28 protein-coding genes and 1 pseudogene are annotated in these 25,073 nt (G+C 72.2%); 18 read left to right on the top strand and 11 right to left on the bottom strand.

The annotated features are described in order from the left end of the window. The first annotated feature begins 120 nt into the window (after positions 1-120). The 3 genes from ABZ721_RS04970 (at position 121) to ABZ721_RS04960 (ending at position 1,737) form a co-directional block, all read left to right on the top strand. Positions 121-1,044: an alpha/beta fold hydrolase gene (locus ABZ721_RS04970; protein WP_358787160.1), complete on the top strand. Its 924-nt coding sequence runs from the start codon at positions 121-123 to the stop codon at positions 1,042-1,044. Continuing rightward, positions 1,044-1,400: a DoxX family protein gene (locus tag ABZ721_RS04965; RefSeq protein ID WP_358787159.1), complete on the top strand. Its 357-nt coding sequence runs from the start codon at positions 1,044-1,046 to the stop codon at positions 1,398-1,400. The genes ABZ721_RS04970 and ABZ721_RS04965 overlap by 1 nt, the downstream gene beginning before the upstream one ends. Positions 1,401-1,542: 142 nt before the next feature. Continuing rightward, complete coding sequence (locus ABZ721_RS04960; protein WP_358787158.1) at positions 1,543-1,737, top strand: DUF1918 domain-containing protein; 195 nt, start codon at positions 1,543-1,545, stop codon at positions 1,735-1,737. Positions 1,738-1,852: 115 nt separating this feature from the next. Here ABZ721_RS04960 and ABZ721_RS04955 read toward each other — a convergent pair whose 3' ends face one another. Both ABZ721_RS04955 and ABZ721_RS04950 read right to left on the bottom strand, forming a co-directional pair. Next, positions 1,853-2,713, bottom strand: a complete 861-nt coding sequence (locus ABZ721_RS04955) for a carbohydrate-binding protein (protein WP_358787157.1) — start codon at positions 2,711-2,713, stop codon at positions 1,853-1,855. Between the two features lie 88 nt (positions 2,714-2,801). Continuing rightward, positions 2,802-3,722: an AraC family transcriptional regulator gene (locus ABZ721_RS04950; protein ID WP_358787156.1), complete on the bottom strand. Its 921-nt coding sequence runs from the start codon at positions 3,720-3,722 to the stop codon at positions 2,802-2,804. A gap of 197 nt (positions 3,723-3,919) precedes the next feature. Between ABZ721_RS04950 and ABZ721_RS04945 the strand changes: the two genes are divergently transcribed. Next, a complete protein-coding gene (locus tag ABZ721_RS04945; protein ID WP_358787155.1) occupies positions 3,920-4,411 on the top strand; it encodes a hypothetical protein in 492 nt (163 codons plus the stop codon). Positions 4,412-4,567: 156 nt separating this feature from the next. Here ABZ721_RS04945 and ABZ721_RS04940 read toward each other — a convergent pair whose 3' ends face one another. After that, on the bottom strand, positions 4,568-5,395 hold the full coding sequence (locus tag ABZ721_RS04940) for a PRC and DUF2382 domain-containing protein (protein WP_358787154.1): 828 nt from the start codon (positions 5,393-5,395) through the stop codon (positions 4,568-4,570). A 415-nt stretch (positions 5,396-5,810) separates the two neighbouring features. Here ABZ721_RS04940 and ABZ721_RS04935 point away from each other — a divergent pair, with 415 nt between their 5' ends. Next, the gene (locus ABZ721_RS04935) at positions 5,811-6,086 is read left to right on the top strand and encodes a hypothetical protein (RefSeq protein ID WP_358787262.1); all 276 of its coding nucleotides are present in this window, start codon (positions 5,811-5,813) and stop codon (positions 6,084-6,086) included. A 30-nt stretch (positions 6,087-6,116) separates the two neighbouring features. On the opposite strand, the gene ABZ721_RS04930 is transcribed toward ABZ721_RS04935, so the two are convergent. Further along, positions 6,117-7,379 carry a Tat pathway signal protein gene (locus ABZ721_RS04930; RefSeq protein WP_358787153.1) on the bottom strand — a complete coding sequence of 421 codons (1,263 nt, stop codon included), beginning with the start codon at positions 7,377-7,379 and terminating at the stop codon, positions 6,117-6,119. A 105-nt stretch (positions 7,380-7,484) separates the two neighbouring features. Between ABZ721_RS04930 and ABZ721_RS04925 the strand changes: the two genes are divergently transcribed. Next, positions 7,485-8,234, top strand: a complete 750-nt coding sequence (locus tag ABZ721_RS04925) for a maleylpyruvate isomerase N-terminal domain-containing protein (RefSeq protein ID WP_358787152.1) — start codon at positions 7,485-7,487, stop codon at positions 8,232-8,234. 20 nt (positions 8,235-8,254) lie between these two features. On the opposite strand, the gene ABZ721_RS04920 is transcribed toward ABZ721_RS04925, so the two are convergent. Further along, positions 8,255-8,572, bottom strand: coding sequence for a helix-turn-helix transcriptional regulator (locus tag ABZ721_RS04920; protein ID WP_358787151.1), 318 nt, complete (start codon positions 8,570-8,572; stop codon positions 8,255-8,257). A gap of 104 nt (positions 8,573-8,676) precedes the next feature. On the opposite strand from ABZ721_RS04920, the gene ABZ721_RS04915 reads away from it, so the two are divergent. Then, on the top strand, positions 8,677-9,675 hold the full coding sequence (locus tag ABZ721_RS04915) for a zinc-dependent alcohol dehydrogenase family protein (protein ID WP_358787150.1): 999 nt from the start codon (positions 8,677-8,679) through the stop codon (positions 9,673-9,675). A 91-nt stretch (positions 9,676-9,766) separates the two neighbouring features. Here ABZ721_RS04915 and ABZ721_RS04910 read toward each other — a convergent pair whose 3' ends face one another. Further along, the gene (locus ABZ721_RS04910; protein WP_358787149.1) at positions 9,767-10,681 is read right to left on the bottom strand and encodes a LysR substrate-binding domain-containing protein; all 915 of its coding nucleotides are present in this window, start codon (positions 10,679-10,681) and stop codon (positions 9,767-9,769) included. A gap of 70 nt (positions 10,682-10,751) precedes the next feature. Between ABZ721_RS04910 and ABZ721_RS04905 the strand changes: the two genes are divergently transcribed. Continuing rightward, positions 10,752-11,666 carry a cyclase family protein gene (locus ABZ721_RS04905; protein WP_358787148.1) on the top strand — a complete coding sequence of 305 codons (915 nt, stop codon included), beginning with the start codon at positions 10,752-10,754 and terminating at the stop codon, positions 11,664-11,666. A 36-nt stretch (positions 11,667-11,702) separates the two neighbouring features. On the opposite strand, the gene ABZ721_RS04900 is transcribed toward ABZ721_RS04905, so the two are convergent. Continuing rightward, a complete protein-coding gene (locus tag ABZ721_RS04900; protein ID WP_358787261.1) occupies positions 11,703-12,500 on the bottom strand; it encodes a class I SAM-dependent methyltransferase in 798 nt (265 codons plus the stop codon). 142 nt (positions 12,501-12,642) lie between these two features. Here ABZ721_RS04900 and ABZ721_RS04895 point away from each other — a divergent pair, with 142 nt between their 5' ends. The 5 genes and pseudogenes from ABZ721_RS04895 (at position 12,643) to ABZ721_RS04875 (ending at position 17,477) form a co-directional block, all read left to right on the top strand. Further along, positions 12,643-13,221, top strand: a complete 579-nt coding sequence (locus ABZ721_RS04895; RefSeq protein ID WP_358787147.1) for a TetR family transcriptional regulator — start codon at positions 12,643-12,645, stop codon at positions 13,219-13,221. A gap of 172 nt (positions 13,222-13,393) precedes the next feature. Beyond that, positions 13,394-14,676: pseudogene (eno, locus tag ABZ721_RS04890) on the top strand (phosphopyruvate hydratase). A 135-nt stretch (positions 14,677-14,811) separates the two neighbouring features. Beyond that, the gene (locus ABZ721_RS04885) at positions 14,812-15,372 is read left to right on the top strand and encodes an EF-hand domain-containing protein (RefSeq protein ID WP_358787146.1); all 561 of its coding nucleotides are present in this window, start codon (positions 14,812-14,814) and stop codon (positions 15,370-15,372) included. Positions 15,373-15,542: 170 nt separating this feature from the next. Further along, positions 15,543-16,046 carry a suppressor of fused domain protein gene (locus ABZ721_RS04880; RefSeq protein WP_358787145.1) on the top strand — a complete coding sequence of 168 codons (504 nt, stop codon included), beginning with the start codon at positions 15,543-15,545 and terminating at the stop codon, positions 16,044-16,046. 324 nt (positions 16,047-16,370) lie between these two features. Next, positions 16,371-17,477 carry a serine hydrolase domain-containing protein gene (locus tag ABZ721_RS04875; protein WP_358787260.1) on the top strand — a complete coding sequence of 369 codons (1,107 nt, stop codon included), beginning with the start codon at positions 16,371-16,373 and terminating at the stop codon, positions 17,475-17,477. A 138-nt stretch (positions 17,478-17,615) separates the two neighbouring features. On the opposite strand, the gene ABZ721_RS04870 is transcribed toward ABZ721_RS04875, so the two are convergent. Together ABZ721_RS04870 and ABZ721_RS04865 are read right to left on the bottom strand one after the other, a co-directional pair. Next, entirely contained in the window at positions 17,616-18,488 is an 873-nt protein-coding gene (locus ABZ721_RS04870) for an RNA polymerase sigma-70 factor (RefSeq protein WP_358787144.1), read from the bottom strand. Continuing rightward, positions 18,485-19,060, bottom strand: coding sequence for a carboxymuconolactone decarboxylase family protein (locus tag ABZ721_RS04865; RefSeq protein ID WP_358787143.1), 576 nt, complete (start codon positions 19,058-19,060; stop codon positions 18,485-18,487). The genes ABZ721_RS04870 and ABZ721_RS04865 overlap by 4 nt, the downstream gene beginning before the upstream one ends. A 157-nt stretch (positions 19,061-19,217) precedes the next feature. Between ABZ721_RS04865 and ABZ721_RS04860 the strand changes: the two genes are divergently transcribed. Further along, positions 19,218-21,104: a serine/threonine protein kinase gene (locus ABZ721_RS04860; protein ID WP_358787142.1), complete on the top strand. Its 1,887-nt coding sequence runs from the start codon at positions 19,218-19,220 to the stop codon at positions 21,102-21,104. A gap of 277 nt (positions 21,105-21,381) precedes the next feature. Here the strand turns inward: ABZ721_RS04860 and ABZ721_RS04855 are convergent, their stop codons facing one another. After that, positions 21,382-21,762 carry a hypothetical protein gene (locus ABZ721_RS04855; protein WP_358787141.1) on the bottom strand — a complete coding sequence of 127 codons (381 nt, stop codon included), beginning with the start codon at positions 21,760-21,762 and terminating at the stop codon, positions 21,382-21,384. 251 nt (positions 21,763-22,013) lie between these two features. Between ABZ721_RS04855 and ABZ721_RS04850 the strand changes: the two genes are divergently transcribed. After that, the gene (locus tag ABZ721_RS04850; protein WP_358787140.1) at positions 22,014-23,042 is read left to right on the top strand and encodes a cation diffusion facilitator family transporter; all 1,029 of its coding nucleotides are present in this window, start codon (positions 22,014-22,016) and stop codon (positions 23,040-23,042) included. 57 nt (positions 23,043-23,099) lie between these two features. On the opposite strand, the gene ABZ721_RS04845 is transcribed toward ABZ721_RS04850, so the two are convergent. Beyond that, complete coding sequence (locus ABZ721_RS04845; RefSeq protein WP_358787139.1) at positions 23,100-23,672, bottom strand: dihydrofolate reductase family protein; 573 nt, start codon at positions 23,670-23,672, stop codon at positions 23,100-23,102. Positions 23,673-23,968: 296 nt separating this feature from the next. Between ABZ721_RS04845 and ABZ721_RS04840 the strand changes: the two genes are divergently transcribed. The 3 genes from ABZ721_RS04840 to ABZ721_RS04830 all read left to right on the top strand — a co-directional run bounded on the left by ABZ721_RS04840 (position 23,969) and on the right by ABZ721_RS04830 (position 25,060). Further along, positions 23,969-24,112 carry a hypothetical protein gene (locus tag ABZ721_RS04840; protein ID WP_358787138.1) on the top strand — a complete coding sequence of 48 codons (144 nt, stop codon included), beginning with the start codon at positions 23,969-23,971 and terminating at the stop codon, positions 24,110-24,112. 45 nt (positions 24,113-24,157) lie between these two features. Next, positions 24,158-24,703, top strand: a complete 546-nt coding sequence (locus ABZ721_RS04835) for a macro domain-containing protein (RefSeq protein ID WP_358787137.1) — start codon at positions 24,158-24,160, stop codon at positions 24,701-24,703. 93 nt (positions 24,704-24,796) lie between these two features. Beyond that, positions 24,797-25,060 (top strand): GlsB/YeaQ/YmgE family stress response membrane protein, encoded by a 264-nt coding sequence (locus tag ABZ721_RS04830; RefSeq protein WP_358787136.1) that lies wholly within the window; start codon positions 24,797-24,799, stop codon positions 25,058-25,060. Positions 25,061-25,073 lie beyond the last annotated feature (13 nt).

Raw genomic sequence — 25,073 nt, 5'->3', positions numbered from 1 at the left:
TGGGTCTTCAGCGCGCATGGCACCGGGCCTTCCCCTGACTGACGTCGGTGCATAGTATCTCGCCAAGCGAGTATCTCGCTGAACGAGATACATGGGGCCGAGTGTGCGAGGGGGGCATCCGTGGCCGAGGACGCGACGACGTGCGGCGGCACAGCCGAGTTCCGCGCCGCCTACCGGGCGGTGATCGCCGACTGGGGAGTACCGGTCGAAACCCTCGAACTCACCTCGCCGTTCGGCGTCACGCACGTGAACGCCTGCGGCCCGCCGGACGGCGACCCGCTGGTCCTCCTGCACGGCGGCGGGGCGACGGCCGCGAGCTGGTACGCGAACGCCGCCCCGCTCAGCCGCACGCGGCGGGTGTACGCGGTCGACCGGATCGGCGAGGCCGGACTGAGCGCGCGCGGCGAGCGCGCCATCCGCACCCCCGCGGACCTGCTGGACTGGCTCGACGGCACCCTCGACGGCCTCGGCGCACAACGCGCCGACCTCTGCGGGCACTCCTACGGGGGCTGGATCGCGCTGCGTTACGCCCTGCGCTCCCCGGAACGGGTGCGCCGCCTGATGCTGTTGGATCCGACCCAGTGCTTCGCCGGGTTCTCGCCCCGCTATCTGCTGCACGCGCTCCCGCTGCTCGCGCGCCCCACGGCGCGCCGCGCCCGTGCCTTTCTCGCCTGGGAGACCCGTGGCGCGGCGGGCGGCGACGCGTGGCTGCGGCTGTACGGCCGGGCGGCCGAGTTCCCGCGCGGCCGCACCGTCACCGGGGGCCGCCCCAAGCGCGCTGAGCTGCGCGCGTTCGACAGGCCGACGCTGGCGCTGTTCGCCGCGGACAGCCGCGCCCACGACAGCCGGCGGGCGGCCGCCGCGGCCCGCCGGCTCCTGGGTGATGCCTCGGTGGACGTCGTCCCGGGCCTCTCCCACCACGGCCTTCCGATGGTCGGGGCCGAGGAAGTGAACGGCCGCCTCGTACGGTTCCTCGCGTCGACCGCGGCGGCGAAACGTCCGGTCCGGGGCGCCCCGGACCGTCGCACCGACAAGGAGAGTTGATGTTCGCCACCTACGTCACGGTCACCGTGGTCGCCTCGGTGTTCACCGCCATCGCCGCCGTGACCTACCTCATCGGGCACGAGTACCCGAAGACCCAGGCGGACATGAAGGGCGTGCCGCGGGCGTGGGTTCCGCGCCTGGGGATGTGTCTGGCGGCGGGTTCCCTGGGGCTGCTGGCCGGGTTCGCGGTCCCGCTGCTGGGCAACCTGGCCGCCATCGGCCTCGTGCTGTACTTCGTCGGTGCGATAGCCGCCCACCTGCGGGTGCGGTCGCGGGAGATCGTCGGAGGGATCGTGTTCCTGGTGACGGCGGTGGGCGCGCTGGTGGTGAACCTGAACTACCACGGGTGGGCGTGAGGCCGGGGCCTGTTGGGATCCGGAGGCGATCGGTGCCGAGGGTGACATCGTGCGCACCGTCTGCTTGGCTGGGGGCTCGCACCGTCCCAGGAGCTGCACGAGGCTCTGGGCTCCTGGTCCCGTCTGCAGAGGAGCCAGTGGTATGCGCGCAAGTGTGGGCGACCGTCTCTTGGTTCACGGCCGCACGGTCGGCCGGCAGGACCGGCAAGCGGAGGTCATCGAGGTGCTGGGTGCGGACGGAGGTCCGCCCTTCCGGGTGCGGTTCGAGGACGGCCACGAGACGGTCATGTCGCCCGGCCCCGACACCGTCGTCCGGCACCTCGCGGACGACGTCTGAGGGAGCGTGCCGACGCGCGGGGCCCTGAGGTCCCCGTCGCACCGTCTCCGCGGCCGATGACGGCCGGCCGCCGCGGGCCGCAACCCCGGCCCGCGGCGGCCGGACGGGCGCCCGGTCAGAGGCGCTGCCACAGGGCCGGCACGTTGGGCGGTTCCCAGCCGGCCATCGAGGTGTGGGCCTGGACGCACCGGTAGGTCGCGCCGCCGTAGGTGACCTGCTGGCCCGCCTGGTAGGCGGTGCCCGGCGCCCAGGTTCCGCCGCCGGGCGGCGGAGTGGTCGGTGGCGGAGTGGTCGGCGTCGGGGTGGGGGAGCCCGTGACGTTCAGGACGAAGTCGAAGCTGGCCTGCTCGCCGGAGCCCACCTGCCGCACGGTCATCTGCAGCCGCGTGTCGTAGTACGCGTCGGTGCTGTTGCGGGGCTCGTTGGGGAAGTACAGCTGCGTGGTGAGGATGGGCTTGCCCGGCGCCTGGACCTTGACGTGGATGTGGCGGGTGCGCCCCGGGTACAGGCCCGGCACGATGGTCGTCAGGCCGAACGCGCCCTGGGCGGTGCTGAACTGGTGGCCGCGCAGGGTGAAGCCGTTCATGTCGTAGCCGCCGTTGTCGTCGGCCTGCCAGAAGTCCAGCAGCGCGCCGGAGACCGGTCGGCAGTCCCGGCCGAAGACGTAGCCGCTGACCGTGAGCGGCGTCCCGGGCAGATTGCCGGCGAGGTTGGTCCGCAGCGGGGAGTTGGGCTTGAAGTAGGGCCCTTCGATGTTGGGGATGGTCGTCGCGTCGCCGTCGTGGCACGCGGGGGTCACGGACAGCGGGCGGTTCGGGGCCGCGGTGGCCCGATCCCGGGCCAGGGCCACGCCACCGCCGGTCAGCAGCGGGACGGCGCCGGCCAGGAGGGCAGCTTTGATCAGGTTCTTGCGGCTGATGCCCCGGTGGTCCTCGGGGGTCTCGAAACCGCTGGACTCGTTGTGGGGGGTGGGCACAGAACTCTCCTCGCATCATGTCGTGGGCATGACATAGCGGCCTGGGGGAACGGCACGTCAGCCGTCCCTTCCGGGCACGAGTGCGAATCTACGCAGGCGATTGCGGGGCGGCGAGGGACCGTCCTGCCGCTTCGTGGTGCTTTTCGCCGACCGCACGGCGGAAGTCCCCGGGCGACACCCCCGTCTCCCGGCGGAAGAACCGGGAGAAGTACGCCGGGTCGGCGAATCCGACCTCGGCGGCGACCTGGCGGATCGTCAGGTTCGTTCCCGCGATGAGCCGTTTCGCCTCCAGGATCTGCCGCGCCCGGATCAGCTGCCCCGGGGTCCTGCCGGTGCCGCGTTTGACCGCGTCGTGCATATAGCTCGTCGAGACCCGCAGCTCACGCGCGCACTCCTCGACCGAGTGCAGCCCCGGGCCCGGCTGGGTGATCAACAGCCGGAAGCGGTCGACCAGTTCCCCAGCCCGCCCGCCGGCACCGGCCTCGTCCGCGCGCGCCGCCGGATCGGGCATCCGTAACGCCCGCAGCAGCAGGATGTGCAGGTACGAGGAGACGATGCTGATGTACCCCCAGTCGGCCTGCCGGTACTCGTGGTCCAACTCCGCCAGCAGCGTCAGCAGTCGCGCGGTCTCCTCCCGGTCGGGCCGCAGCCGCGGCCGGGCGCTGAGCCGGCGGATGACCTCCGCGTCCCCGGGATGCGGCAGCAGGAAGTCCTCGTTGAACAGCAGCACCCACCCGGCGATGTCCTCACCGTCCTCCCAGTGGTGCACCTGCCCGGGCACCAGCGCGTACAGGAACGGCGGATCGAGGTCCTGGCGCACGAGGTCCACCACGTGCGTGCCGCGGCCCCGCGTCACCAGCGCGATCTCGTAGAAGGTGTGCCGGTGCGGGAAGTCGGCCCGGGCCAGCGGCCCGATGGTGTCGAACGATCCCATCGCGAAAGGGAGCACGCCCACCTGCTCCACCTGCAGCCTGTGCAGTTCCAGTGCCTCGCCCGCGGTGTCGACCATGGTGGCAGTGTGCCGCCCCCCGTGCGGCCCCGGCCAGGGGACCCGTCCCGATGCAGGCCCCGGCCGCCCTGATACCCACCAGTAGCTCGGCAAAGGGGCCTGGGTACAGTGGTTTTGATCATTCGCCGGCGGTGTTCGAGGCCGGCGGGAGCGTGCGTGCGGCGGGTCTGCCGTCGTGCGCCGGAACAAAGGAAATCATGGGTTCGATACACAACCGCACCGGCATGGCCCTCGGATCGGCCGCCCTGCTCGTCGGCGTGGCACTCACCGCCGGGGCCGGAACCGCCAACGCCGACGAGACGGGTGACCTCGCGCCCGACAGCGACCTCTCCGCGCCCCTGACCTCGGTCACGGGGGTGACCGCGATGGAGTCCGACGGGTCGTACACCATGAATCTCATCAGCCCCCGGGACGGCCACAACATGGGCTTCGCCCGCTGGAACGCGGACCCGCAGCCCGCGCCCGACATCCCCGGCGACTCCCTCATCGCCAAGGACATCAGCCCCGACGGCTGGTCGGTCGAGGCCGAGCTGAGCACCGGTCGCCTCGCCTCCACGCGCGGCCACAAGGCGATCTACCAGAAGGTCGTCTCCGGCAACCTGCCGGAGGGGAACAAGTACAAGCTGCGGGGGTGCATCGTGAAGGGCAGCGAGCGCACCTGCACGCAGTGGGTGTCGGTCCACGCCTGATCATCCCCCGACGGGCCGCCCGCGCGGCACGTGTCGTCGTACGGACGCCGCCGTGCGCCGGAGAACGGCCCGCGGTCATGCGGCGGCCCCTGCTCCCTTCCGGTGAGCAGGGGCCGCTTCATGCAGCCTGTTCGCTCCGTGATCCCCGTGCGGGGGTCAGCGGCGCCGGCCCTGCTTGCCCGGGTCGTCGGTGTCGTACTTGATCTCTTCCTTGCGTACGTCGGCCTTGACTTCCTGCTGCTCGGTGACCTTCTCGGTCTCCAGGCGCACCCGCTCCACGCCCACGGTCTCCTTGCGGATCACCGGCTGCTCGGCGTGCAGCGTCACCTCGGTCTCGGCCTCCCCGATGCGATTGCCCCTGGCCGCCCTGTCCTTCGCGTCGATCGGCTCGTGGACGACCCGGACCTCCTCGTGGGAGACGGGGACCGTGGTGGTGATGTTCTCCGTGACGACCACCTTGCGCAGCCGCGCGCGGCCGACCTCGTGCTCCTCGGTGCCGATGTGGAGCTGCTCCTCGGAGCGCACCATCTCGTTGTCGCGGTCGCGGGCGGGCACCGGGGTCACCGGGGCCACCGGGCGGTTGCCGCCCACCCCGGGCGCGCCACTGACGTTCCCGGCGGCACCGGCGGCGCCGACGCCCTTGCCGGTGGCGTTGCCAGTGCCGTTGCTCAGACCGTAGTGCGCGAAGAGCTCCTGCTCCTGGGCCACGTCCAGGTGCTGGTCGGCGTCCAGGCGGGGCGCGTCCTTGACGGTGGCCTTGTCGTGCGCGACATGGAGGGCGTCACCATCGCTGCGGGCACCGGCCAGCGGGACGAAGGACTCCTTCGACCCGAACAGGCCGGTCTTGACCGTCACCCAGTCCGGGCGGCCCGTGCGGTCGTCGAAGTAGACCTCCTGCACGTGGCCGATCTTCTCCCCACCGGCGTCGTAGGCGGTCAGACCCTTGAGCTCATTCGCGTCCCGGAAAACGCCATCGGCTGCCATGAATGATCACTCCTCGGCGCACGCCTGCGAGGCTCTTCTCCCCGCGCCAGTGGACGCGCCCTGCTCCCATCCCCCCCTGCCACCACGGGCCCGGCAACCGGGGCAGTCTCGGCGGGGTGGTCCGACCGTTCTTAAACCGCAGGTCGGAGTGGGTATCGAAGCGGAGGTGGGCAACCGGCGGGGTGGGCCGTTCGGGTGAACGGTGCCCGAGGGGGCACCGGGGTGAGTACCCGTACTCATGATGGTGCGCCCGTTGTGGGGCAGGCTGGTCCTGCCAGCACTTGCAATCGCACCCATACTTCCGAGGGGGAGGCCACCTGTGCGTACGGCCGACCGAGTCCACGCCCTGCCGCCCGCCGCCGCCGTCTCCCCAGGCGCCGCGGTCCCGGCAGCCGCCGGCCGTCCGGCGCGGTCCGTGCTGGGAGCCCTGGCGGTGGCCTGCCTGACCGTGGCGCTGCTGACCGGCTGCTCGACCGAGGACGCGATCTGCGGCGGCGGGGAGTACCCGGTCCTGGCGGTGGGCAGCACCGGTCGCGCGTGTGCGCCCAACGGCCAGGAGCCGCCCGCGGGGTACGTCCGGTTCCCGCAGGGGAAGGTGCCCGAGCACGTCAGCGACGAGTGGGACACCTACTGGAACACCCACACCGTCGACCACAACGGCAAGATCGTCGAAGTCCCGGGCGCGGGCTGACCGGCGGCCGGGCGGCCGCCCGGCGGGCGGTCAGTCGACGAACTCCATCTCGGGGTACCGGTCGGACGGGCCGCGCAGCAGCCGGTCGCTCCGCCCGCGCAGCCAGTGGTCGAAGTACGCGGCGACGTACGCCTCGTTGGTGCGGATCGCCGTGGCCGGATCGATCGTGCCGATGTCCTGCGCCAGGGTGGCCGGCGGCAGGCCCAGTTGCGGCAGGAGCGCTTCGGCGTCAGTGAACGACGCGTGCTCCGCACCGCGCAGCGTGAGCCGGCGCGTCCAGCCCGGCGTGCGGGCGCTGAACGCCTGCCAGCCGGGACCGGTGTCGGTCGGACCGTCCTTGCCCAGCAGCAGGAACGGCCGCGTCAGGCCGTGCTCGGCGACGGGCATGAGGGAGCCGTCGAAGTGGGTGAGGTTGCCGTCCATGTCGATGCCGGCGTCGATCCGCGGATCGGCCTCCATGGCCGTGGCCGCGGCGGTGCCGCCCAGCGAGTGGCCGAACATGCCGACCCGAGTCAGGTCCAGCGCTCCGGCCAGACCGGGCGGCAGTCGCCGACCGTCCGCGTCGGGGTTCTGACCGCTGTTGAGGCGGCCCAGCTCGTCGAGGACGAACGAGGTGTCGGCGGTCCGGACGGCGAGGGATGTGCGGATGAACGCGTCGGGGTCCGTCGGGGTGACCATGGTGGCCAGCGTGCCGTCGGGGAACTGCACTTCCGGTGCTTCCCAGGTGTGGTCGACGGTGATCACGACGTAGCCGCGACTGGCCAGATCCGCCACCAGCGTGGTGCCCCAGGTCCGCGGTTCACCCAGGCCGGGGGAGTAGACCAGCACCGGCCGCGCGCCCCCGGTTGCCACCGGAGCCCCCTGGACCGCGTGCGTGGCCGTGGCCGCCCAGTCCGCCTGCCCGGCCGGCAGGTTCATCCCCAGGTAGTCGCCCGCGGTCACCGCGTCGAAGTGCGCCGCCGCTCGCGGCAGCATGTAGGGCGCGGCCCGATGGCCCGCCGCCCGCGTCGTGGGGTAGTACACGCTGGCCATCAGCTCCCGGTGGGCCCGGCCGGGCTGCCACGGGTCGGGCCGCGAACGGTCCACGAGGTGCACGGCGACCTCGCCGACCTGGTACCCGCCGGTGGAGGACGGCAGGCTCAACCCGGCCGGGTGCGCGGCCGGTCGGGCGGTCGCCGCCTGGGCGGGCAGCACGGCGGCCAGCGCGCCGATGGCGAGGACCGCGCAGACGATCGCGGCCCGCAGCCCGCGGCGCCTTGCGGCCGGTGAGGTGTTCGGCTGTTCCGTCGTCATGTCAGCCAATGCTGCAATCGAGGAGCCGCCCGCACCATCGGGGTAACCCCCGGTTCGGTCAGGGTCGTCCTCAGGGATGAGCACGACTGCCCTACGCTCGACGGCATGCCGAACCCGAACGAGCGGGAGCCGAACGAGCAGGAGCCGAACGAGCAGGAGCAGCGCGGGCGGGAGCCGAACGAGCAGGAACCGCCCCACCCGGCCGACGTCGTGCGAGCGGCCTACGGTGCCTTCGACGCCGTCGTCGCTCCCTTGAGCGACGAACAGTCGTGGCTGCCGACCGGCTGCACCGGCTGGTCGGTGCGCGACCTGGTCTTCCACTGCGTGAGCGACGCGCAGCGCGGCCTGGTGGCGCTGCACACCCCCAGCGACCGGGCACCGGACCGCGACGCCGTCACCTATTGGGAGGACTGGCGCCCGGAGCCCGTGGGCGCTGCCGCCGGCCGCCGGTTCAACCGGGTCGTGGCCGGCATGTTCCTCCACGTCGACCAGTTGTGGGAGCTGTACGCGCAGACCGCGGCGGCCGTCGTGCACGCCGCGGCCGCCGCGTCGGTCGACCGGCCCGTCGCCACCCAGGGACACGTACTGCGCTCCGGTGACCTGCTGCGCACCCTCGCTGTCGAGGCGACGATCCACCACCTCGACCTCGTCGTGTCCCTGCCGGACGCGGCGGGCCCGCCCCAGCAGGGCCTCGCCGAAGTGCGGCGCACCCTGGACGGCCTCCTCGGCCGTCCGGCCCCCACGGCCTGGGACGACGCGCACTACGCGCGCGCGGCGACCGGGCGCGCCCCGCTGACGGCCGCCGACCGCGACCACCTGGGCGCGGACGCGGCCCGGTTCCCGCTGTTCGGATAGCCGGCGCCCGCGTGCCGGGCTCAGCGCCCCGGGGGCCGGGGCGTGGTCAGGGCGTCGAGCAGGCCGGGGAAGGCCGCGTTCATCTCGGTGCGGCGCAGGGTGTTCATGCGTGAGGTGCCGACGTAGTGCTGGCGGATCAGGCCCGCCTCCCGCAGCACCTTGAAGTGGTGGGTGGCGGTGGACTTGCTGACGGCGATGTCGAAGGCACCGCAGGCGATGTCCGCTCCCGCGGCGTCGAGTTGGGTGACGATGCTGCGGCGTACCGGGTCGACGAGGGCCTCCAGCACCTGCTGGAGGTCGACGTCCGCGACATCGGGGTGGGTCGGCGTGCGTTCCATGGCTCCCATAGTACGATCTCCATCAAAGTTTGACTGCCATCGTACTTCCATGCCACGGTGAACCGCGTTGCGAATGGGGTTTCCCGCGAACGAAGGACGGTGCCATGACGAGGACTGTGCGGTTCCACGAGATCGGCGGACCCGAGGTGTTGCGGCTGGAGGACCTGGAGACCGGTGAGCCGGGACCGGGCGAGGCGCGCATCCGGGTGGACGCGATCGGCCTGAACCGGGCGGAGGCGCTGTTCCGGAGTGGCCGGTACATCCAGCAGGCCAGGAAACTGCCGTCCCGGCTCGGCAACGAGGCGGCCGGAGTGGTCGAGGCGGTCGGCCCGGGGGTGGCCGGGTTCGCCCTGGGGCAGGCGGTCAGCGTCGTCCCGAGCTTCTCGTACAACGACTACGGCGTGTACGCCGAGCGGGCGATCGTGCCGGCGGCGGCGCTCCTGCCCCGTCCGGACGCGGTGGACGCGGTGACCGGATCGGCGGTGTGGATGCCCTACCTCACGGCCTACGGCGCGATGGTCGAGGTGGGCGGAATGCGGGCGGGCGATGTCGCGGTGGTGACCGCCGCCTCCAGCAGCGTCGGCCTGGCCGCCGTCCAGACCGCGAACCGGGTGGGCGCCACGCCGATCGCCGTCACCCGCACCCGCGACAAGCGGCAGCGGCTGCTGGACGCGGGGGCGGCCGAGGTGATCGTCTCCGACGAGGAGGACGTGGCGGGACGCCTGTCGGAGATCACCGGCGGCCGGGGTGCCGAGTTCGTCTTCGACGCCGTCGCGGGGCCGGGCGTGGCCGATCTGGCGCGTGCGGTGGCCTCCGACGGAACGGTGTTCCTGTGGGGTGCGCAGAGCGGGCAGCCCACGCCGTATCCCGGCTTCGACCTGGGCATGCCCGCGCTGAACCTGCGCACCTTCACCATGCTGGAGATCACCGGGGAGCCCCGGCGGATGCGCCGCGCGGCGGCGTTCATCACCTCGGGCCTGCGGACCGGGTCGCTGCGCCCGGTGGTCGACCGGCTCTTCCCACTGGAGGAGATCGTCCAGGCGCACCGGCACCTGGAGTCCAACACCCAGTTCGGCAAGATCGTGATCACCGTGGCCCACTGACGCCGTTCGTACGGGGGGAGATGGGTCTCCGCGGGCGGGTTCGGTGCAGTACCGGGATCAGTCCGGTGCCGGGATCGGTCCCGTGTCGGGATCAGTGCAGTGCCAGGATCAGCCCGACCTGTCGCGCGGACTCCCGCAACGCGTGCACGACGGCGGCGACCAGGTGCTCCGGTCCCGAGCGGCGGAACAGCGCGCTGATCCTGCGGTGTCCGACGACCGGCACGGACGGCACGGCCACGACCGCGGGCGGGGCCCAGCCGAGTGCCAGCGTGGGCACGACGGCGGCTCCCGCGCCCGCCGCCACCATGGCCAGAGCCGTGGGGAACTCGCGGCAGATGTGGTCACGGCGGGCGGTGAAACCGTGGTCGGCGCAGATCCGCAGCAGTGCCCGGCCGCACGCGGTGTCCTCGGGACTGGCGACCCAGGGCCGGCCGGCCAGGTCCCGCATCGAGGCCGGCCGCGGCCAGTCCGCCGGTGTCACCACGCGGTACTCGTCGTCGGCCACGGGCGAGGAGGCCAGGTCGGGCCCGTCGGGCGCCGCGCCGCCCCCGCCGTCGTGCTCGGTGACGACCAGGTCGCAGCCACCGGTGCGCAGTTCGCGCAGGGCGGCGGCCCCCTCCAGCTCGACCACCCGCGGCTCCAACTCGGGATGCGCCTGCGCGATCGAGCGCAGCGCGGGGGCGAGGAGGTGGCAGATCGCCGTGGAGAACGCGGCGATCGTGACCGGGCCGGCCACGCGCCCGCTGAGTTCGGTCAGCTCGCGCCGAGCCTCGGTCAGCTCCTGTTCGATGCGTTCGGCGCGCGCGGCGAGCAGGCGCCCGGCGGGGGTGAGCCCCACCCGGCGGCGCGAGCGGTCGACCAGCGGCAGCCCCACCTCCCGCTCCAGTTGCGCGAGTTGCTGCGAGACGGCGGAGGGGGACAGATGGAGCAGTCCGGCCGCGTCCATGACACCGCCGCGCAGAGCGACCGCGCGCAGGACGCGCAGCCGCCTGGGGTCGAGTTCCATAAGCAGAACTGTAGTAGTACTTCAGAGAATCGCGATTGAAATACAGCGTCCCTTCACTGATCATCGGAGCATGGACACCACGGAGCAATGGCGCGTGCAGTTCGACGCCGATGTCGTCTTCGCCAACGGCGGAGCCCTGCAGACCCAGGGGTTCCGGCTGGACGTGCCGGGACCGGACATCAGTGACGAGGAGGTCGGGGAGCTGCTCGTACGCCACCTGGGCCTGCTGATGGTCGGCGAGGTGCGGGTCAGCGGGCGGCAGATGCTGCGCGAACCCCACAAGGGCTCGCGGGGCACGGAGGGGGCCGCCGCCGCGCAGAGGCGCAGGGTGGACCTGAGCCACCCGATCCGTCAGGGCATGGTCACTCTCCCCGGCCTGCCGGGGCCCGAGATCGGCGAGCACCTGACGCGCGAGGCCTCGCGTGACATCTACACACCGGGCACCGAGTTCTCCATCGGACGCATCACGATGGTGGCCAACACCGGAACCTATCTCGACGCACCCTTCCACCGCTTCGGCGACGGGGACGACCTCGCCGCGCTGCCGCTGGAGCGGCTGACCGACCTGGACGGCGTGGTGGTGCGGGTGACGGGCACCGAGGGGCCCGCGATCGACCGGGCACTGCTGCTGCCGCACGACGTGGCCGGGAAGGCCGTGCTGATCCACACCGGCTGGGACCGGCACTGGGGCACCGAGCAGTACGGAGACGGCAACCCGTACCTGACCGCCGAGGCGGTGGCCTGGCTCGTCGCGCAGCGGCCGGTCCTGGTGGGCATCGACTCGGCGAACATCGACAGCATGGCCGACGGAACCCGGCCCGCCCACACCCAACTGCTCGCGGCGGGCATCCCGGTGGTGGAGCACCTGCGCGGGCTGGAACAGCTGCCGCCCCACGGCTTCCGCTTCACCGCCGCCCCGCCGGCGGTCGAGGGCATGGGCACCTTCCCGGTACGGGCCCACGCGCTGGTGGAGCAGAGCCGGTAGTGGGACCCGGGTCAGAACCGGTCGCCGGAGGCCTGCTCAGGCGACGGCCTCGTCCTCCGGGACTTCCGCCGCACCGGTCCGCGTGGCGGTGACGGCCACCGTGGCGTAGGACATCGTGAAGCTGCCGCCCAGAGTGTCGATGGCCGCGCCGGCGCCGTCGAGTACCTGCTGGAGCTGGGCGGGCAGGAGCCGGGTGAAGGTGCCCTGCGTGGGCATCTGCTCCAGCCACTGCTCACGGGTGTAGGACCGCTCCCAGTCGAATCGCCACTGCTCGGGCGGGCTGAACCCGGCGGCCTGCCGTATCCCGTCGGCGGCCCGGGTGAACAGCGGCTGGGAGACGTCCACGGCCGGCTGCGTCAGCGCCGCCCGGAAGTCGAAGGGCGCGTCCGGCAGCACCCGTTCGCAGACGGCGGCGACGGCTTCCGCCAGGGCGGGCGGGAGCTGGAAGACGTGCCAGAACGGTGCCAGCAGCCCGCCGGGCCGCAGGATCCGGCTCGCCCGGGCGGCGCCCACGGCCGGGTCGATCCAGTGCCAGGCCGTTCCCGCGACGACGGCGTCGAAGGTCCGGCCCGCAGGATCCCAGGCCTCGAACGTCGCCACCTCGGTCGTGATCCCGGTCCCTCGCGCCCACGCAGCCATCCGCGCGTCGGGCTCGACCCCGAGCACGCGGCAGCCCGCCGCCCGGAACTGCCGCGCCGCGATGCCGGTCCCGCAGCCGACGTCGAGGACGTCGGCCCCGGGGATGCCGGCGGTGATCCGCCCGATCAGGGCGTCGGGGTAGCGGGGGCGGGTCCGGTCGTAGCGGCCGGCATCCGTGCCGAACGACTCGGCCATCGCCCGGTGTTGATGGGGCTCGGAAGCGGGCGGGCGCGCGTCTCCGGCGTCCGCGGGCGGTAGAGTGGGCACATGCCCACTGTAGTGGGCATGTGCCCACTCATCAACGGGTGCGCCGGGAACGTGACATGAGGAGATGGCGGTGCCGACAGGGACAGCGCTGCGTGACGCCCGTGAGCAGTTGTTCGACGCCGCCGAGCGCGTGCTGCTCCGGGACGGGTCGAGTGCGCTGACCAGTCGGGCGGTCACCACGGAGGCGGGCTGCGCGAAGGGGGTCCTGCACCGGCACTTCGCGGACTTCGACGCGTTCCTCGCCGACCTCGTCCTGGACCGGATCGCCCGGATCGACAGCCGGGCGGCCGCCCTGCGCGACGCCGCGGGGACGCGGACCGTCGCCGACAACCTCGCTCAGGTGCTGCCGGAGGTGTTCGGTCCGGTCGGTGTGGCGATCGTCGCTCTGGTCACATCCCGGGACGGGCTGCGCCTACGGCTGCGCGAGCTCCGGGGGGCCGGCATCCCGATCATGGCGGAGGCCACGGACATGATCGCCGCCTACCTCGTGGCCGAGCGCGAACTGGGCCGCCTCGCAGCGGACATCGACGTCGACACGCTCGCCCCCATGCTGGTCGGGGCGGGCCACCTGCTGTTCGCCGACCGGCACGGCGCACCGCCGTCGGCCGAGGCCGTCCGCAGGGTCGTGACCGCGGTCATCCGTCCCTGACGGGCCGGTCGGGGTCCCTGGTCTCGGGCCGGCACCGGGCCGCCGCGGCCCGACGCCGCCATCTGGACGCCCCTGTACAGGGCTGAAGCACGCCTCATAATATGTTCCTGAACGGAACTTAGTGGGTTCTCCGTTGAGACCCCACACAAGGTGCTGCCTCCAGGGGAGAGATATGACTGCCGTCGCCAGGATCACCGGACGCGAGATCATCGACAGCCGGGGCAACCCACCGTCGAGGTGGACGTCGAGTTGCAGGACGGTTCGATCGGGCGGGCGGCTGTTCCCTCGGGGGCTTCCACCGGCGCGCGCGAGGCGGTGGAACTGCGCGACGGGGACCGGTCGCGCTTCCACGGCAAGGGAGTGCTGCGCGCGGTCGAGTTCGTCAACGGCGAGATCGGCGAAGCGGTGCGGGGGCTGGAGGCCGAGGACCAGGGCGGTGTGGACGCGGCCCTGATCGCGCTGGACGGCAGCGCCAACAAGGCCCGGCTCGGGGCGAACGCGATCCTGGGCGTGTCGCTCGCGGTCGCCAAGGCCGCCGCCGCTGCCCACCGGCTGCCGCTGTACCGGTACGTCGGCGGCGTGGACGCGCACCTGCTGCCGGTGCCGATGATGAACATCATCAACGGCGGGGCCCACGCCGACAATCCGCTGGACTTCCAGGAGTTCATGATCGCGCCGATCGGCGCGGCCACCTTCGCGGACGCCGTGCGGATGGGCTCCGAGGTCTTCCACACCCTGCGCCGGGACCTGCTCGCGGCCGGCCACAGCACCGGCGTCGGCGACGAGGGCGGTTTCGCCCCGAACCTGCGCACCGCCGACGAGGCGCTGGAATTCGTGCTCGGCGCCGTCGAGCGCACCGGCTACAAGCCCGGTCAGGACATCACCCTGGTCATGGACCCGGCCACGTCGGAGTTCTACCGCGACGGCGTGTACGACTACACCGGCGAAGGCGTGCGGCGCACCTCCGAGGAGCAGGTCGACTACCTGGAGGGCCTGGTCGCCCGCTACCCCGTCGCGTCCATCGAGGACCCGATGGCCGAGGACGACCTGATCGGCTGGCAGTTGCTCACCGACCGTCTGGGCGAGCGCTGCCAGCTCACCGGCGACGACGTGTTCTGCACCAACGAGACGCTGCTGCGGCAGGGTATCCGCGACGGGGTCGCCAACTCGGTCCTCGTCAAGGTGAACCAGATCGGCACGCTCACCGAGACCCTCGCCACCGTCGGCACCGCCCACCGCGCGGGCTACACGGTGGTCATGTCGCACCGCTCCGGCGAGACCGAGGACACCACCATCGCGGACCTCGCCGTCGCCACCGGCTGCGGCCAGATCAAGACCGGCTCCCTCTCCCGCTCCGACCGCACCGCCAAGTACAACCAGCTCATCCGCATCGAGGAGGAGCTGGGCACCCAGGCCCGCTACGCGGGCCGCGAAGCCCTCGGCCTGCGCCTCTGACGGCGCAGGGAGCGGTACGAGGGGATCAAAAGTCCGAATCGCCCCGACCTGTCCGACGTTCGCGAACTCACCTATGGTTACTGGTCGATCGCCCTTCGTGTGGGCATCGTGCGGTACGGCGTGAGGGGGCGGTTCATGGCCAGCGTGTTCCAGCGGAACAAGATCAAGGGAATGTTCGCGGCATTCGACGCGGACGGCGACGGCTACCTGCGGAAGGACGACTTCGAGGCCCTCGTCCTGCGGTGGGGCCGCCTGCCGGGCGTCGAGCCGGGCACGGAACTGCGCGCCCGGGTGGAGGAGGTCGTCATGGGCTGGTGGGAGGGGCTGCGTACGGTCGGGGACGCCGACAACGACGGCAAGGTCGACATCGAGGAGCTCTTCGCGCTCGTGGACCTGCTGCCCTCCATGCGGGAAGCCGTCGCGGCGACCGCCGACACGCTCTTCGACGCCGTCGACGAGAACGCCGACGGCCGGATCTCCCGCGGCGAACACCGTCGGCTCGTCGAGACCTGGCACGGCCAGAGCATCGAGACGGAAGACGTCTTCGACCTCCTCGACCTGGACGGCGACGGCCACCTCAGCCGCCCCGAGTTCGCCGTCCTCTGGTCCCAGTTCTGGATCAGCGACAACCCCGCCGACCCCGGCAACCTGGTCTGCGGCCGCATCCCGACCCAGGTCCGCGGCAGCGCGGACTGACCCTCCGCCGAGCGGTCCGTCGGGCGTCGGTGGCCGGCTGCTCCGGCTCCTCGGCGATCCGGCTGACGTGCCGCGGGATCGGGCATCATGATCGGATGCCCGATCCCGCAGCACGTACCGCTCTTCGCGATCACCTCAGTCGCATCTTTCCCGGACGCTCCATCGATGAGGTGCCGGGAGTTCGCGGGCGCATCAAGGACCGTGTTCCCGGGTTCCGGATCTTTCGCGTTCAGCCGGCCCGGCAGGGCGACTGGTGGCTGTACGTGACGTCCGGCTGCTGGGAGGCCACGCAGCACGACGGCCATGGGACGGAGTTCTTCCTCGCGGCTCCGCGTGACGATCGGCTGCACCGGGAGAGCGTCACCATGACCGCGTACTACCACTGCGGGCCGGCGCACCAGCGCCTCGACGTCGGACACACCATCCCCATCGGCAGGCCATGGCTCGACGACTCCGGCTGCGACCACTACCTGGTCAGCCGGCCCTACCCCTACGGACCCGACTTCGAGATCTGCCGGTGGGCGCACGACGCCCACGCCCGGCTCCTGTGGCTCCTGCCGATCACCGCGGCGGAGAAGGACCATCGCCGGGAGCAGGGACTCGAGTCCCTCGAAGCCCGTTTCGACGAGCACGCGATCAACCCCGTCGACCCCCAGCGCGCTTCGGTGGCCTGAGGTCCAGCGCGCCGGCGGCGGCCGTGCCGCGCCTGCCCACGCCGTCCTGAGCGCCGCGCGTCGCCCCGTTCGTATTCCGGAGGCCGCTTCCCGCTGGGACGCGCGCGGTGGATCCTGGCGGGTGCACCCCTGGCGCGCCGGGGGGTAGCCCTACGTACGGATGGGCAGGTAGCGGGATCGTGGTGGGTGGCCGGGGCCGGACATGCTGGGTCGAGCACATACCGCTGGGTTACCCCATGATTCCGTAGGAGTTAGTTCGTGCGTGAGCAGGCATGGCAGAAGTCCCGTTCCTCCCAGCGGCGTCCGGCCGGTTGGCGCAGAGCCGTGCCGGCCGCGGCCGCTGTCGCCGTGGGCGTGATGGCGTTGGGCGCGCTGGCGCCGTCCGCGGCGTTCGCCGCCTCCCGGCCGGACACCGTCCAGCAGGGCCTGAACGCGCTGGTGGCGGACGACGGCCTGCCCGCCGCGCTGGCGAGCGTCACGGAGCGCGGCGGCTGGACCCGTACCTACACCGCGGGCGTCGGTGACCTGGCCACCGGCTCGCCGGTGCCGCGGGACGGTCAGGTGCGCATCGGCAGCAACACCAAGGTGTTCACCGCGGTCGTCGTGCTGCAACTGGTCGGTGAGGGAAGGATCCGGCTCGACGCGCCGGTCGAGACATACCTTCCGGGTGTGGTCCGCGGGGAGGGGATCGACGGGCGGCACATCAAGGTCCGCGAGCTCCTGCAGCAGACGAGTGGCCTGCCCAACTACAGCAACTACCTCGACGACGAGGTCCGGCACTACGAACCCGAGGAGCTCCTCGGCATCGCACTCCAGCACAAGTCCGAGTTCGCCCCCGGATCGCGGTGGAAGTACAGCAACACCAACTACGTACTGGCCGGCCTGATAGCGCAGAAGGTCACCGGCCGGCCGCTCGCCCAGGAGATCGACGAGCGCATCGTCAAGCGGATCGGTCTGCGCCACACCTACTTCCCCGCCCCCGGTGACGTGACCATCCGCGAACCCCATCCCACGGGCTACTACCGCGACTCCGCCGGCGCGCCGCCGCAGGACGTCACGGAGTTCGACCCCTCCTGGGCCTGGGCGGCCGGGCAGATGATCTCCACCAACTCCGACCTCAACCGGTTCTTCTCGGAGCTGTTGACGGGCAACCTGCTGAAGCCGGCGCAGCGCGCGCAGATGCGCGCGAACACCGTGCCCGCGGACGAGACGTTCGGCCCCGGAGCCCGCTACGGGCTGGGGATCGTGAGCAAGCCGCTGTCGTGCGGGGGGCTGTACTGGGGCCACGGCGGCAGCTATCCGGGATACGAGACGCGGGGCGGAGCCACGGTCGGCGGTCGCGCCGCCAACGTCGCGGTGAGCATGCAGCTGTCCGACGAGGCGACCCGAGGGCGCGTCGACCGGGTCGTGGACGCCGCCCTGTGCCGGTGAGGCGCACCCGGGAACCCCGGGGACCCCGGGGAGCACGATCGCGGTAGCGTCCCCCGCCTGCCGGGACCACGAGAGCCCGCACGGCCCCTGGACCGTCCGCCGCCGGACGCTCCAGGGGCCGGCGGCCCGTCCCGCGACCTACCGCGCGAGCTCCGACGGTTCGTCCAGGCGCGTCAGCTTCCGCGGGTTGCGCACCAGGTAGACCCGTGTGACCTGACCGTTCTCCACCACGACGCTCAGCGCCGTAGCCGGCTCGCCGTCGATCTCGAGCCGGCCGGCGGGGGCACCGTTGAGCCACACGGCCGTCGTCCTCAGCGGGGCCGCACCCACCCGGGTGGCGCGCGCGAGTACCCGCGCCACCGACTCGGCCCCGTGGATCGGAACGAGAGCGGCCGCGGCGAGGCCGCCACCGTCGGCGACCAGCACCACGTCCGGTGCCATGACCTCGACCAGTTCCTGCAACTGCCCGCTCCGCACCGCCGCCAGGAACCGCTCCACCACCGCCTGCTGCTCCGACCGGCTCACCTGCATCCGCGGCTGCCGGGCCGCCACGTGCTCCCGGGCCCGCCGTGCGACCTGCCGGACGGCTGCCGCGGACTTCCCGACGGCTTCGGCGATCTCGCCGTACGGGATGTCGAAGACCTCACGGAGCACGAACACCGCCCGCTCCGTCGGCCCGAGCGTTTCCAGCACGGTCAGCATCGCGATCGAGACGCTCTCCGCCAGTTCGACGTCCTCGGCGACGTCGGGGCTGGTCAGCAGCGGTTCCGGCAGCCATTCGCCGACGTACTCCTCACGGCTGCGCGACAGCGAGCGCAGCCGGTTGAGTGCCTGCCGGGTGACGATCCGGACGAGGTAAGCGCGCGGGTCGCGGATCCCCGCGTGGTCGACGGCGGACCACCGCAGCCAGGACTCCTGCACCACGTCCTCGGCGTCGGCCGCCGAGCCGAGCATCTCGTAGGCGACCGTGAACAGCAGGCTGCGATGGGTCACGAAGGGGTTGTCGGTCATGCCGGCGACGCCACGTCGGCGGTGGGGCGAGCGGCGAGCGGGATCGCGCAGGCGTCGGAGAAGCCCTGCGACTCGATGCCGTTGGCGCTGTTGTTGCGGGTCGCCATGTTGACGAAGGCGATGAACGCCGTGAGTTCGACCATCGCCGGCGCGCCGAGTCGTGCCAGCAGACCCGCGTAGAGCGCGTCGGTGACGGTCAGCGGGGTGTCCGTCATGGCCTCGGCGTACTCCAGCACGTCCCGCTCCAGTGGGGTGAACACGTCCGACGTCCTCCAGCGGGGCACCTGGCTCGCCTTGGCCAGGTCCAGCTCCTGGTTCTGCGCCTGGAAGTAGCCGACGTCCAGGCACCAGCTGCACCCGACCTTCGCCGCGACCGCCATGTGCGCGAACGACTTGAGACCGGCGTCGGCCGCGTCCCACTCACCCACCTTCGCGGAGAACTCCAGGTTCGAAGTGGCCGCCTTGGGGCTGTGCCACACCACTTCGACGGGCTCCGGCACGGCACCGAGCTGCTCGATCATACTGTCGCGAAGTGCGGTGGGGAGTTCCGCCTTCGGAACGCGTACTGCCATGGTGTCCTCCTCGGACGTTCGCGGTGATGGCATGAAGACACCGCCGGGCGTAGGAATGTGACAGCGGCCCGGCGCGACCGCGCGGGGCGCGAGCGTTGCCGTGCGGGGCCCGTCCGGTAGATTCCTCCCAACTGATTCCAAGGCCAACGGGGTTGACGTGGTAAAGCTGGGGGGCAGCGGCGCCGAACCGCTGGAGCCGGAGGATCCGCCGCAGATCGGGTCCATTCCGCTGGCGGGCCGGCTGGGGGCCGGAGGCATGGGGCGGGTGTACCTCGGGATCCGCGAGGGCCGGTACGTCGCGGTCAAGCAGCTGCTGGCGTCGATCGTCGGTGAGGACCAGGACTTCCGGCGCCGGTTCGGGCACGAGTTGGACAACCTCGCCCGGCTGCCCGCGGAGGTGACCGCTCCGCTGCTCGCCAGCGACCGCGCCGCGAACCCCCCGTGGTTCGCCACCGCCTACATCCCCGGGCTCACCCTGCGGGAGGCGATAGCGCTGCACGGCGGGCCGCTGCCCGCGCAGGCCCTGTGGCTGCTGCTGCGGGAGGCCGCGGCGGGACTGGCGTCGGTGCACGCGCTGGGCATGGTCCACCGGGACCTGAAACCGTCCAACATCATGCTGACGCTCGACGGTCTGACGCTCATCGACTTCGGTGTCGCGCGGGCCGCCGAGCAGAGTCAGCTGACCCGGACGGGCATGGTGGTGGGCACCCCCGCCTACATGGCGCCCGAGCAGGCTTCGGGGACCAAGCGGCTGCTGAGCGGGGGCACCGACGTGTTCGCGCTGGGCTCGGTGCTCGCGTACGCGGCATGCGGCCAACCGCCGTTCGGGGACGAGTCGGGTCACGGCGTGCTCTACCGCATCATCCACGAGGAGCCCGACCTGGAGCCCCTGCAGGAGCTGGAACCCGAGCTCGCCGCACTCGTCGCCGCCTGCCTGGAAAAGGATCCGGAAGGGCGTCCCCCCGCAACCGAACTGCGCGACTACGCCGCGCGCAAGGGCCCGTTCACCGAACCGCTCTGGCCGGAGGCCATCACGCAGCGGCTGACCGAGCGGGCCGCGTTCGCCGCGAACGTGCAGCAGATCGACGTCCCCACGTTCCCGCTCACGGGCGGCCGGTCGGCAACGGAACCGGACAGGGCGGTGGCGCCGGCGCCGGTCCCCGTGCCCGTGGTGGCGCCCGTGCCGGTGGTGGCGCCGGTGCCGGAGCCTGCGGCGGGGGCCCGCCCGGAGCGGCCCGAGCGGCCGCAGCGGCGGCGCCGCATCCTGCTGGCCGTGCTGCCCGTCGTCGTGATCGCGGGCGGGACGACCCTGGCCATCCAGAACCTTCCGTACTCGTCCTCGCCGCAGGCCGGGGCGCACTCCACCGCGCCGACCTCGGCGGCCGCGCAGGCCGACCCGGCGGCGTCGACCGCGGGCGGCAGCCCGTCGGGTCCGGCCTCGCCGCCCGTGCAGACGCCCGCACCGGGCGTGAGCACGGGGAAGGGCGCCGACCAGGGGCCCGGCGGGACGGGCGGGTCGCCGGCACCGGCCCCCGGAGGAGCCGGCGGCGGACCCGGGGCCGCGGCCGCGGGCGGCGCGCAGAACGGTTCGGGCGGACCCGGCGGTGCGGTCGGCGGCGGAGCCACCACCACGCACCCCTCCGGCGGCGGGACGACCAAGCCCCCCGCGACCACGGCGCCCCCCGCCTCCGGCACCTACCGCTACCGCAACGGCCAGAGCAGCCGGTGCATCACGCAGGTCTTCGGGTCCTCCGACTCCGGCGAGTGCTCGGACGGCTCCGCCCGGTGGACGGTGAAGGCCAGGTCGGACGGCAGCTTCAAGCTCACCAACCAGCAGAGCGGCCAGTGCCTGTACTCCAACGGGCTCAACCAGGCCGTCTTCGTGGGCGACTGCTCCCAGGACATCGGCCGGCTGTGGCGCACGGGTTCCGGCGGCAGCCTCCACAGCGAACTCGGCGGCGGCTGCCTCGACCTGGGCATGAGCAGCGGCCTGGTGACGAGCACGTGCGACGGTGACGCGTCGCAGCGCTGGACCCGGCAGTGACCGACGGCGCGGGCCCGGTCCGGACCGCCGGACAGGAACAGCGGTGACGCGGGAGCGTCATCGGGCGGCGGCCGAGGACGCCGTGGCGCGCGCACCGCGCGCCGCGGAGTCGCCGGGCGTTGCCATGACGCGGTGCGAGCCGCTGTCCGGCGGTACCTACAACACGCTCTTCCGCGGGTTTGGCAGCACGCCGGCGATGCGCTGAGGTCGGCGCCGGCGCACCTGGAGCCGGCCGCCGCCCGCGCCGGCGGGTGACCGCGGTCCCTCCCTGGGGACGTCAGCCCGCGGCCATGCCGGGACCGGGCAGGAGCGTCTCGTCGAGGTGGTGGCCGAGTTCGCGCAGGCCGCGGGCGATGCGGCAGGCCCTGTCGTGCTGCTCGGTCTGTTCCACCTGCCCGGCCCTGCGCTCCGGCTGCCCGCCCGAGGAGTCCGGTGGCGGCGGCGTGACGTCCTGCACCGCGTCCCATGCCTCGCGCGCGACGCACTCCGCCACCCGGTCGTCCGTCGTGCCCGTCTCCTGCCACTGCCGCAGGTCCTCCGCCGCCTCGGGGCGGCCGGCTTCCCCTGCCGAGTGCTGCCGCAGGTAGGTGTCGATGGCGCGGCGGGCCTCCTCGGCGTCGGATGAGCCCGCGTGGCCGTCGTCCGGAGTCGCGTTCATGGCCGCAACGTAACGTGCGGCACGGGCGCCTGCGTCGCCGGACATACCCGGCGGGCCGTGAACGCCCCCGATCGGACGCCGGGTCGCGGCCAGCCGGGGGAAACCCGTCCCGCGGTGCGGTGCGCCGCGCATGTTCGTGCATCGTCGCAGGTGACAGTGGTAACGGTCCCCATTACAACCTTTGGTGGAAGCGGGGTTGCTGCGGTTCACTTGACCCCAGCCGATCCCGTCCGCGCATCTTGGAGGCCGTTGTGAGTGACCACGGGCATGATCACGCCGCCGTCCCCGGCGGCGGGGACGGTCATGCGGGGCACTCGCACGGGGTGTCCGCGGACGCGGACCGCCGGTGGCTGACGATCGCCCTGACGCTGATCGCTGTGTTCATGTGCGCCGAGGTCGTCGTCGGCGTGGCCGCGAACTCCCTGGCGCTGATCTCGGACGCCGCGCACATGCTCACCGACGTCGTCTCGATCGTCCTGGCGCTGATCGCGATGCGTCTGGCGGCCCGGCCCGCGAAGGGGCACTACACCTACGGCCTCAAGCGGGTGGAGATCCTGTCCGCGCAGGCCAACGGCCTGACGCTGCTGCTCCTGTCGGTGTGGCTGGCGTACGAGGCGGTGCGCCGGCTGATCGAGCCGCCCGCCGTCACCGGTGGCCTCGTCCTGATCACGGCCCTGGTCGGGGTGGCGGTCAACCTCGCGGCGGCATGGTCGATCTCGAAGGCCAACCGCACCTCACTGAACGTCGAGGGCGCCTACCAGCACATCCTCACCGACCTGTTCGGCTTCATCGCCACCGCCGTGGCCGGCGCGGTCGTGCTGACCACCGGCTTCGCGCGCGCGGACGCCATCGCCTCGCTGCTGGTCGTCGCCCTGATGCTCAAGGCCGGGTACGGGCTGATCCGTGACTCGGCGCGGATCTTCCTCGAGGCCGCGCCCGTCGGCGTGGACCCCGACGCCCTCGGCGACCGCCTGGCCGCGCAGGAGACCGTCGTGGAGATCCACGATCTGCACGTCTGGCAGATCACCTCCGGGCAGAACGCGCTCTCCGCCCATGTGCTGGTGCAGCCCGGGAGCGACTGCCACGCCGTACGCCGCACGCTGCGCCAACTGCTGCGGGACGAGTACGGCATCGAGCACGCGACCTTGCAGGTCGACCATGTCGGCGAGGAGGAGAACGCGGAACTGCTGCAGATCGTCATGCCGTCCGGCGGCGATCAGGAGGCCTACTGCGACGACTCCCACGGACCCGTCCACCGCCCCGGCCCGCACGAGCACTGAGCCTCGGCGGGGCGATCGGGGCGGTGGAGTCGGACGGGACGGAGCGGGGCGGGGGTCTCAGCGGACGACGTCGAAGACGTTCTTCTGCAGGCCGTTGGCGTAGACCGCGTGCTCGACGAGCTGCAGCTTCTGGGCGTCCTTGTCCGTGCCGCTGAACAGGCGCTTGCCCGCACCGAGCAGCAGCGGGAAGACGAGCAGGTGGTAGCGGTCGATCAGGCCGGCGTCGGAGAGGTGCTGGTTCAGCGAGGCGCTGCCGTGGATGATGATCGGGCCGCCCTCGGTCTCCTTGAGCGCGGCGACGTCGTCGAGCGACCGCAGGATCGTGGTCTCACCCCAGTTCGCGACGAGGTCGTCCTCGGCGAGGGTGGTGGAGACGACGTACTTCGGCATCACCTTGTACTCGGCGAAGTCCTCCATGTCGGGCCACACCGGGCTGAACGACTCGTAGCTGACCCGGCCCAGCAGCATCGCGGACGCTTCCTGCTGCTCCCGTCCCTTGATGTCGAACGCCTCGGGCAGGAACTCGATGTTCTTGAAGGTCCACCCGGAGTTCCGGTAGCCCGGCTCGCCGCCCGGGGCTTCCACGACGCCGTCGAGCGAGATGAAGGCGGTGCTGATCAGAGTACGCATGTGAGGTTCCTCGGGGTCTGGTGTCCGTGTGACGAGGCGTGCGGTGGGTGGTTGATGGGACCACACCGGCGGTTGCGGCGCACCCGCTTATTGTCTTTGACCGCGTGTCACGCGGAAACTCATCGGTCCCCGGCCGGTTGGCACGTCCCAGCACCAAGCCGGTCTGTAGCGGGCGACGAATAACTGGTAGAGGGCTCCCGCCGCACGGGGGAGCACGATTCCTCGACCGGACCCGCCGCCGCACCTCGGCGCGGCCGGCGGGCCCTTCCACCGACACCTCAGGAGGGCTGAGTGTCATGACCGACGACGAGTTCGACAAGGTCCTCGCCGAGGCCGCCGCCCGCATACGCCGCACGGCATTCCCCGCCCCGGCGCGCCGGGAAGAGCGCGAGCACACGTCCCACAGCGAGCACGCCGAGTACGGGGCGTCCGCCCACTAGCAGTCACCGGCAGTACGGCCGCGGCGGCGGTGGCATCATCGGGGCATGGCTGTGATCGAGGTGGTTCAAGGTGACATCACCCTCCAGGACACGGAGGCCGTCGTCACGGCGGCGAACGAGTCGCTGATGGGCGGGGGTGGCGTCGACGGCGCCGTCCACCGCGCGGCGGGCCCGCGCCTCGCGGACGCCGGCGCCGCCATCGGGCCGTGTGAGCCGGGCGATGCCATGGCCACCCCGGCGTTCGACCTCGACCCACCCATCAGGCACGTGATCCATGCCGTCGGCCCGGTCTGGGAAGGCGGCGAATACGGCGAGGCCGAGGTGCTCGCTTCCTGCTACCGGCGTTGCCTCGAGGTCACGGACGGACTCGGTGCCCGGAGCCTCGCGCTCCCGGCAATCGCCACCGGCGTCTACGGGTTCCCCGCCGCACAGGCCGCGCGCATCGCCGTCGCCACGCTCAGGTCCACGCCGACCGAGGTCGAGCGCATCAGGCTCGTGGCTTTCGACCAACAGGCGTACGACCTGCTGACGGCCGAACTCGCCGCCGCGTCCGACCGCACGCACGTACAGAGCGACTCCGGTCAGGGGTGATCCGCGCGGCCGGAAAGTCGCGTGGAGAGGCTGTGTGACGGTCAGGGGCGGGGGCAGACGTCGCTGCAGGAGAGCCGTCGAGGAGAGGACGTCATGGAGATCTCAGGCATGATCAGCGCCGTGATCATCGGTATTATCATTGGTGTCCTCGGACGCCTCGTCGTGCCCGGTCGACAGCGCATTGGGATCGTCTGGACCATTCTGGTCGGTATCTTGGCCGCGTTCATCGGTGCGGCCATCGCGCACGCGCTGAACGTGGACGACACCAATGGCGTCGACTGGATCGAGTGGCTCATCCAGGTCGGTCTCGCCGCGGTCGGTGTCGCCGCCCTGGACCGGGCGAAGTCCCGCCGCTGACTCCACTTCCGCA

The sequence above is a fragment of the Streptomyces sp. NPDC006733 genome (genome assembly GCF_040636125.1).
Lineage (GTDB): Bacteria > Actinomycetota > Actinomycetes > Streptomycetales > Streptomycetaceae > Actinacidiphila.
This window is presented reverse-complemented; position numbering and strand designations above follow the sequence as displayed.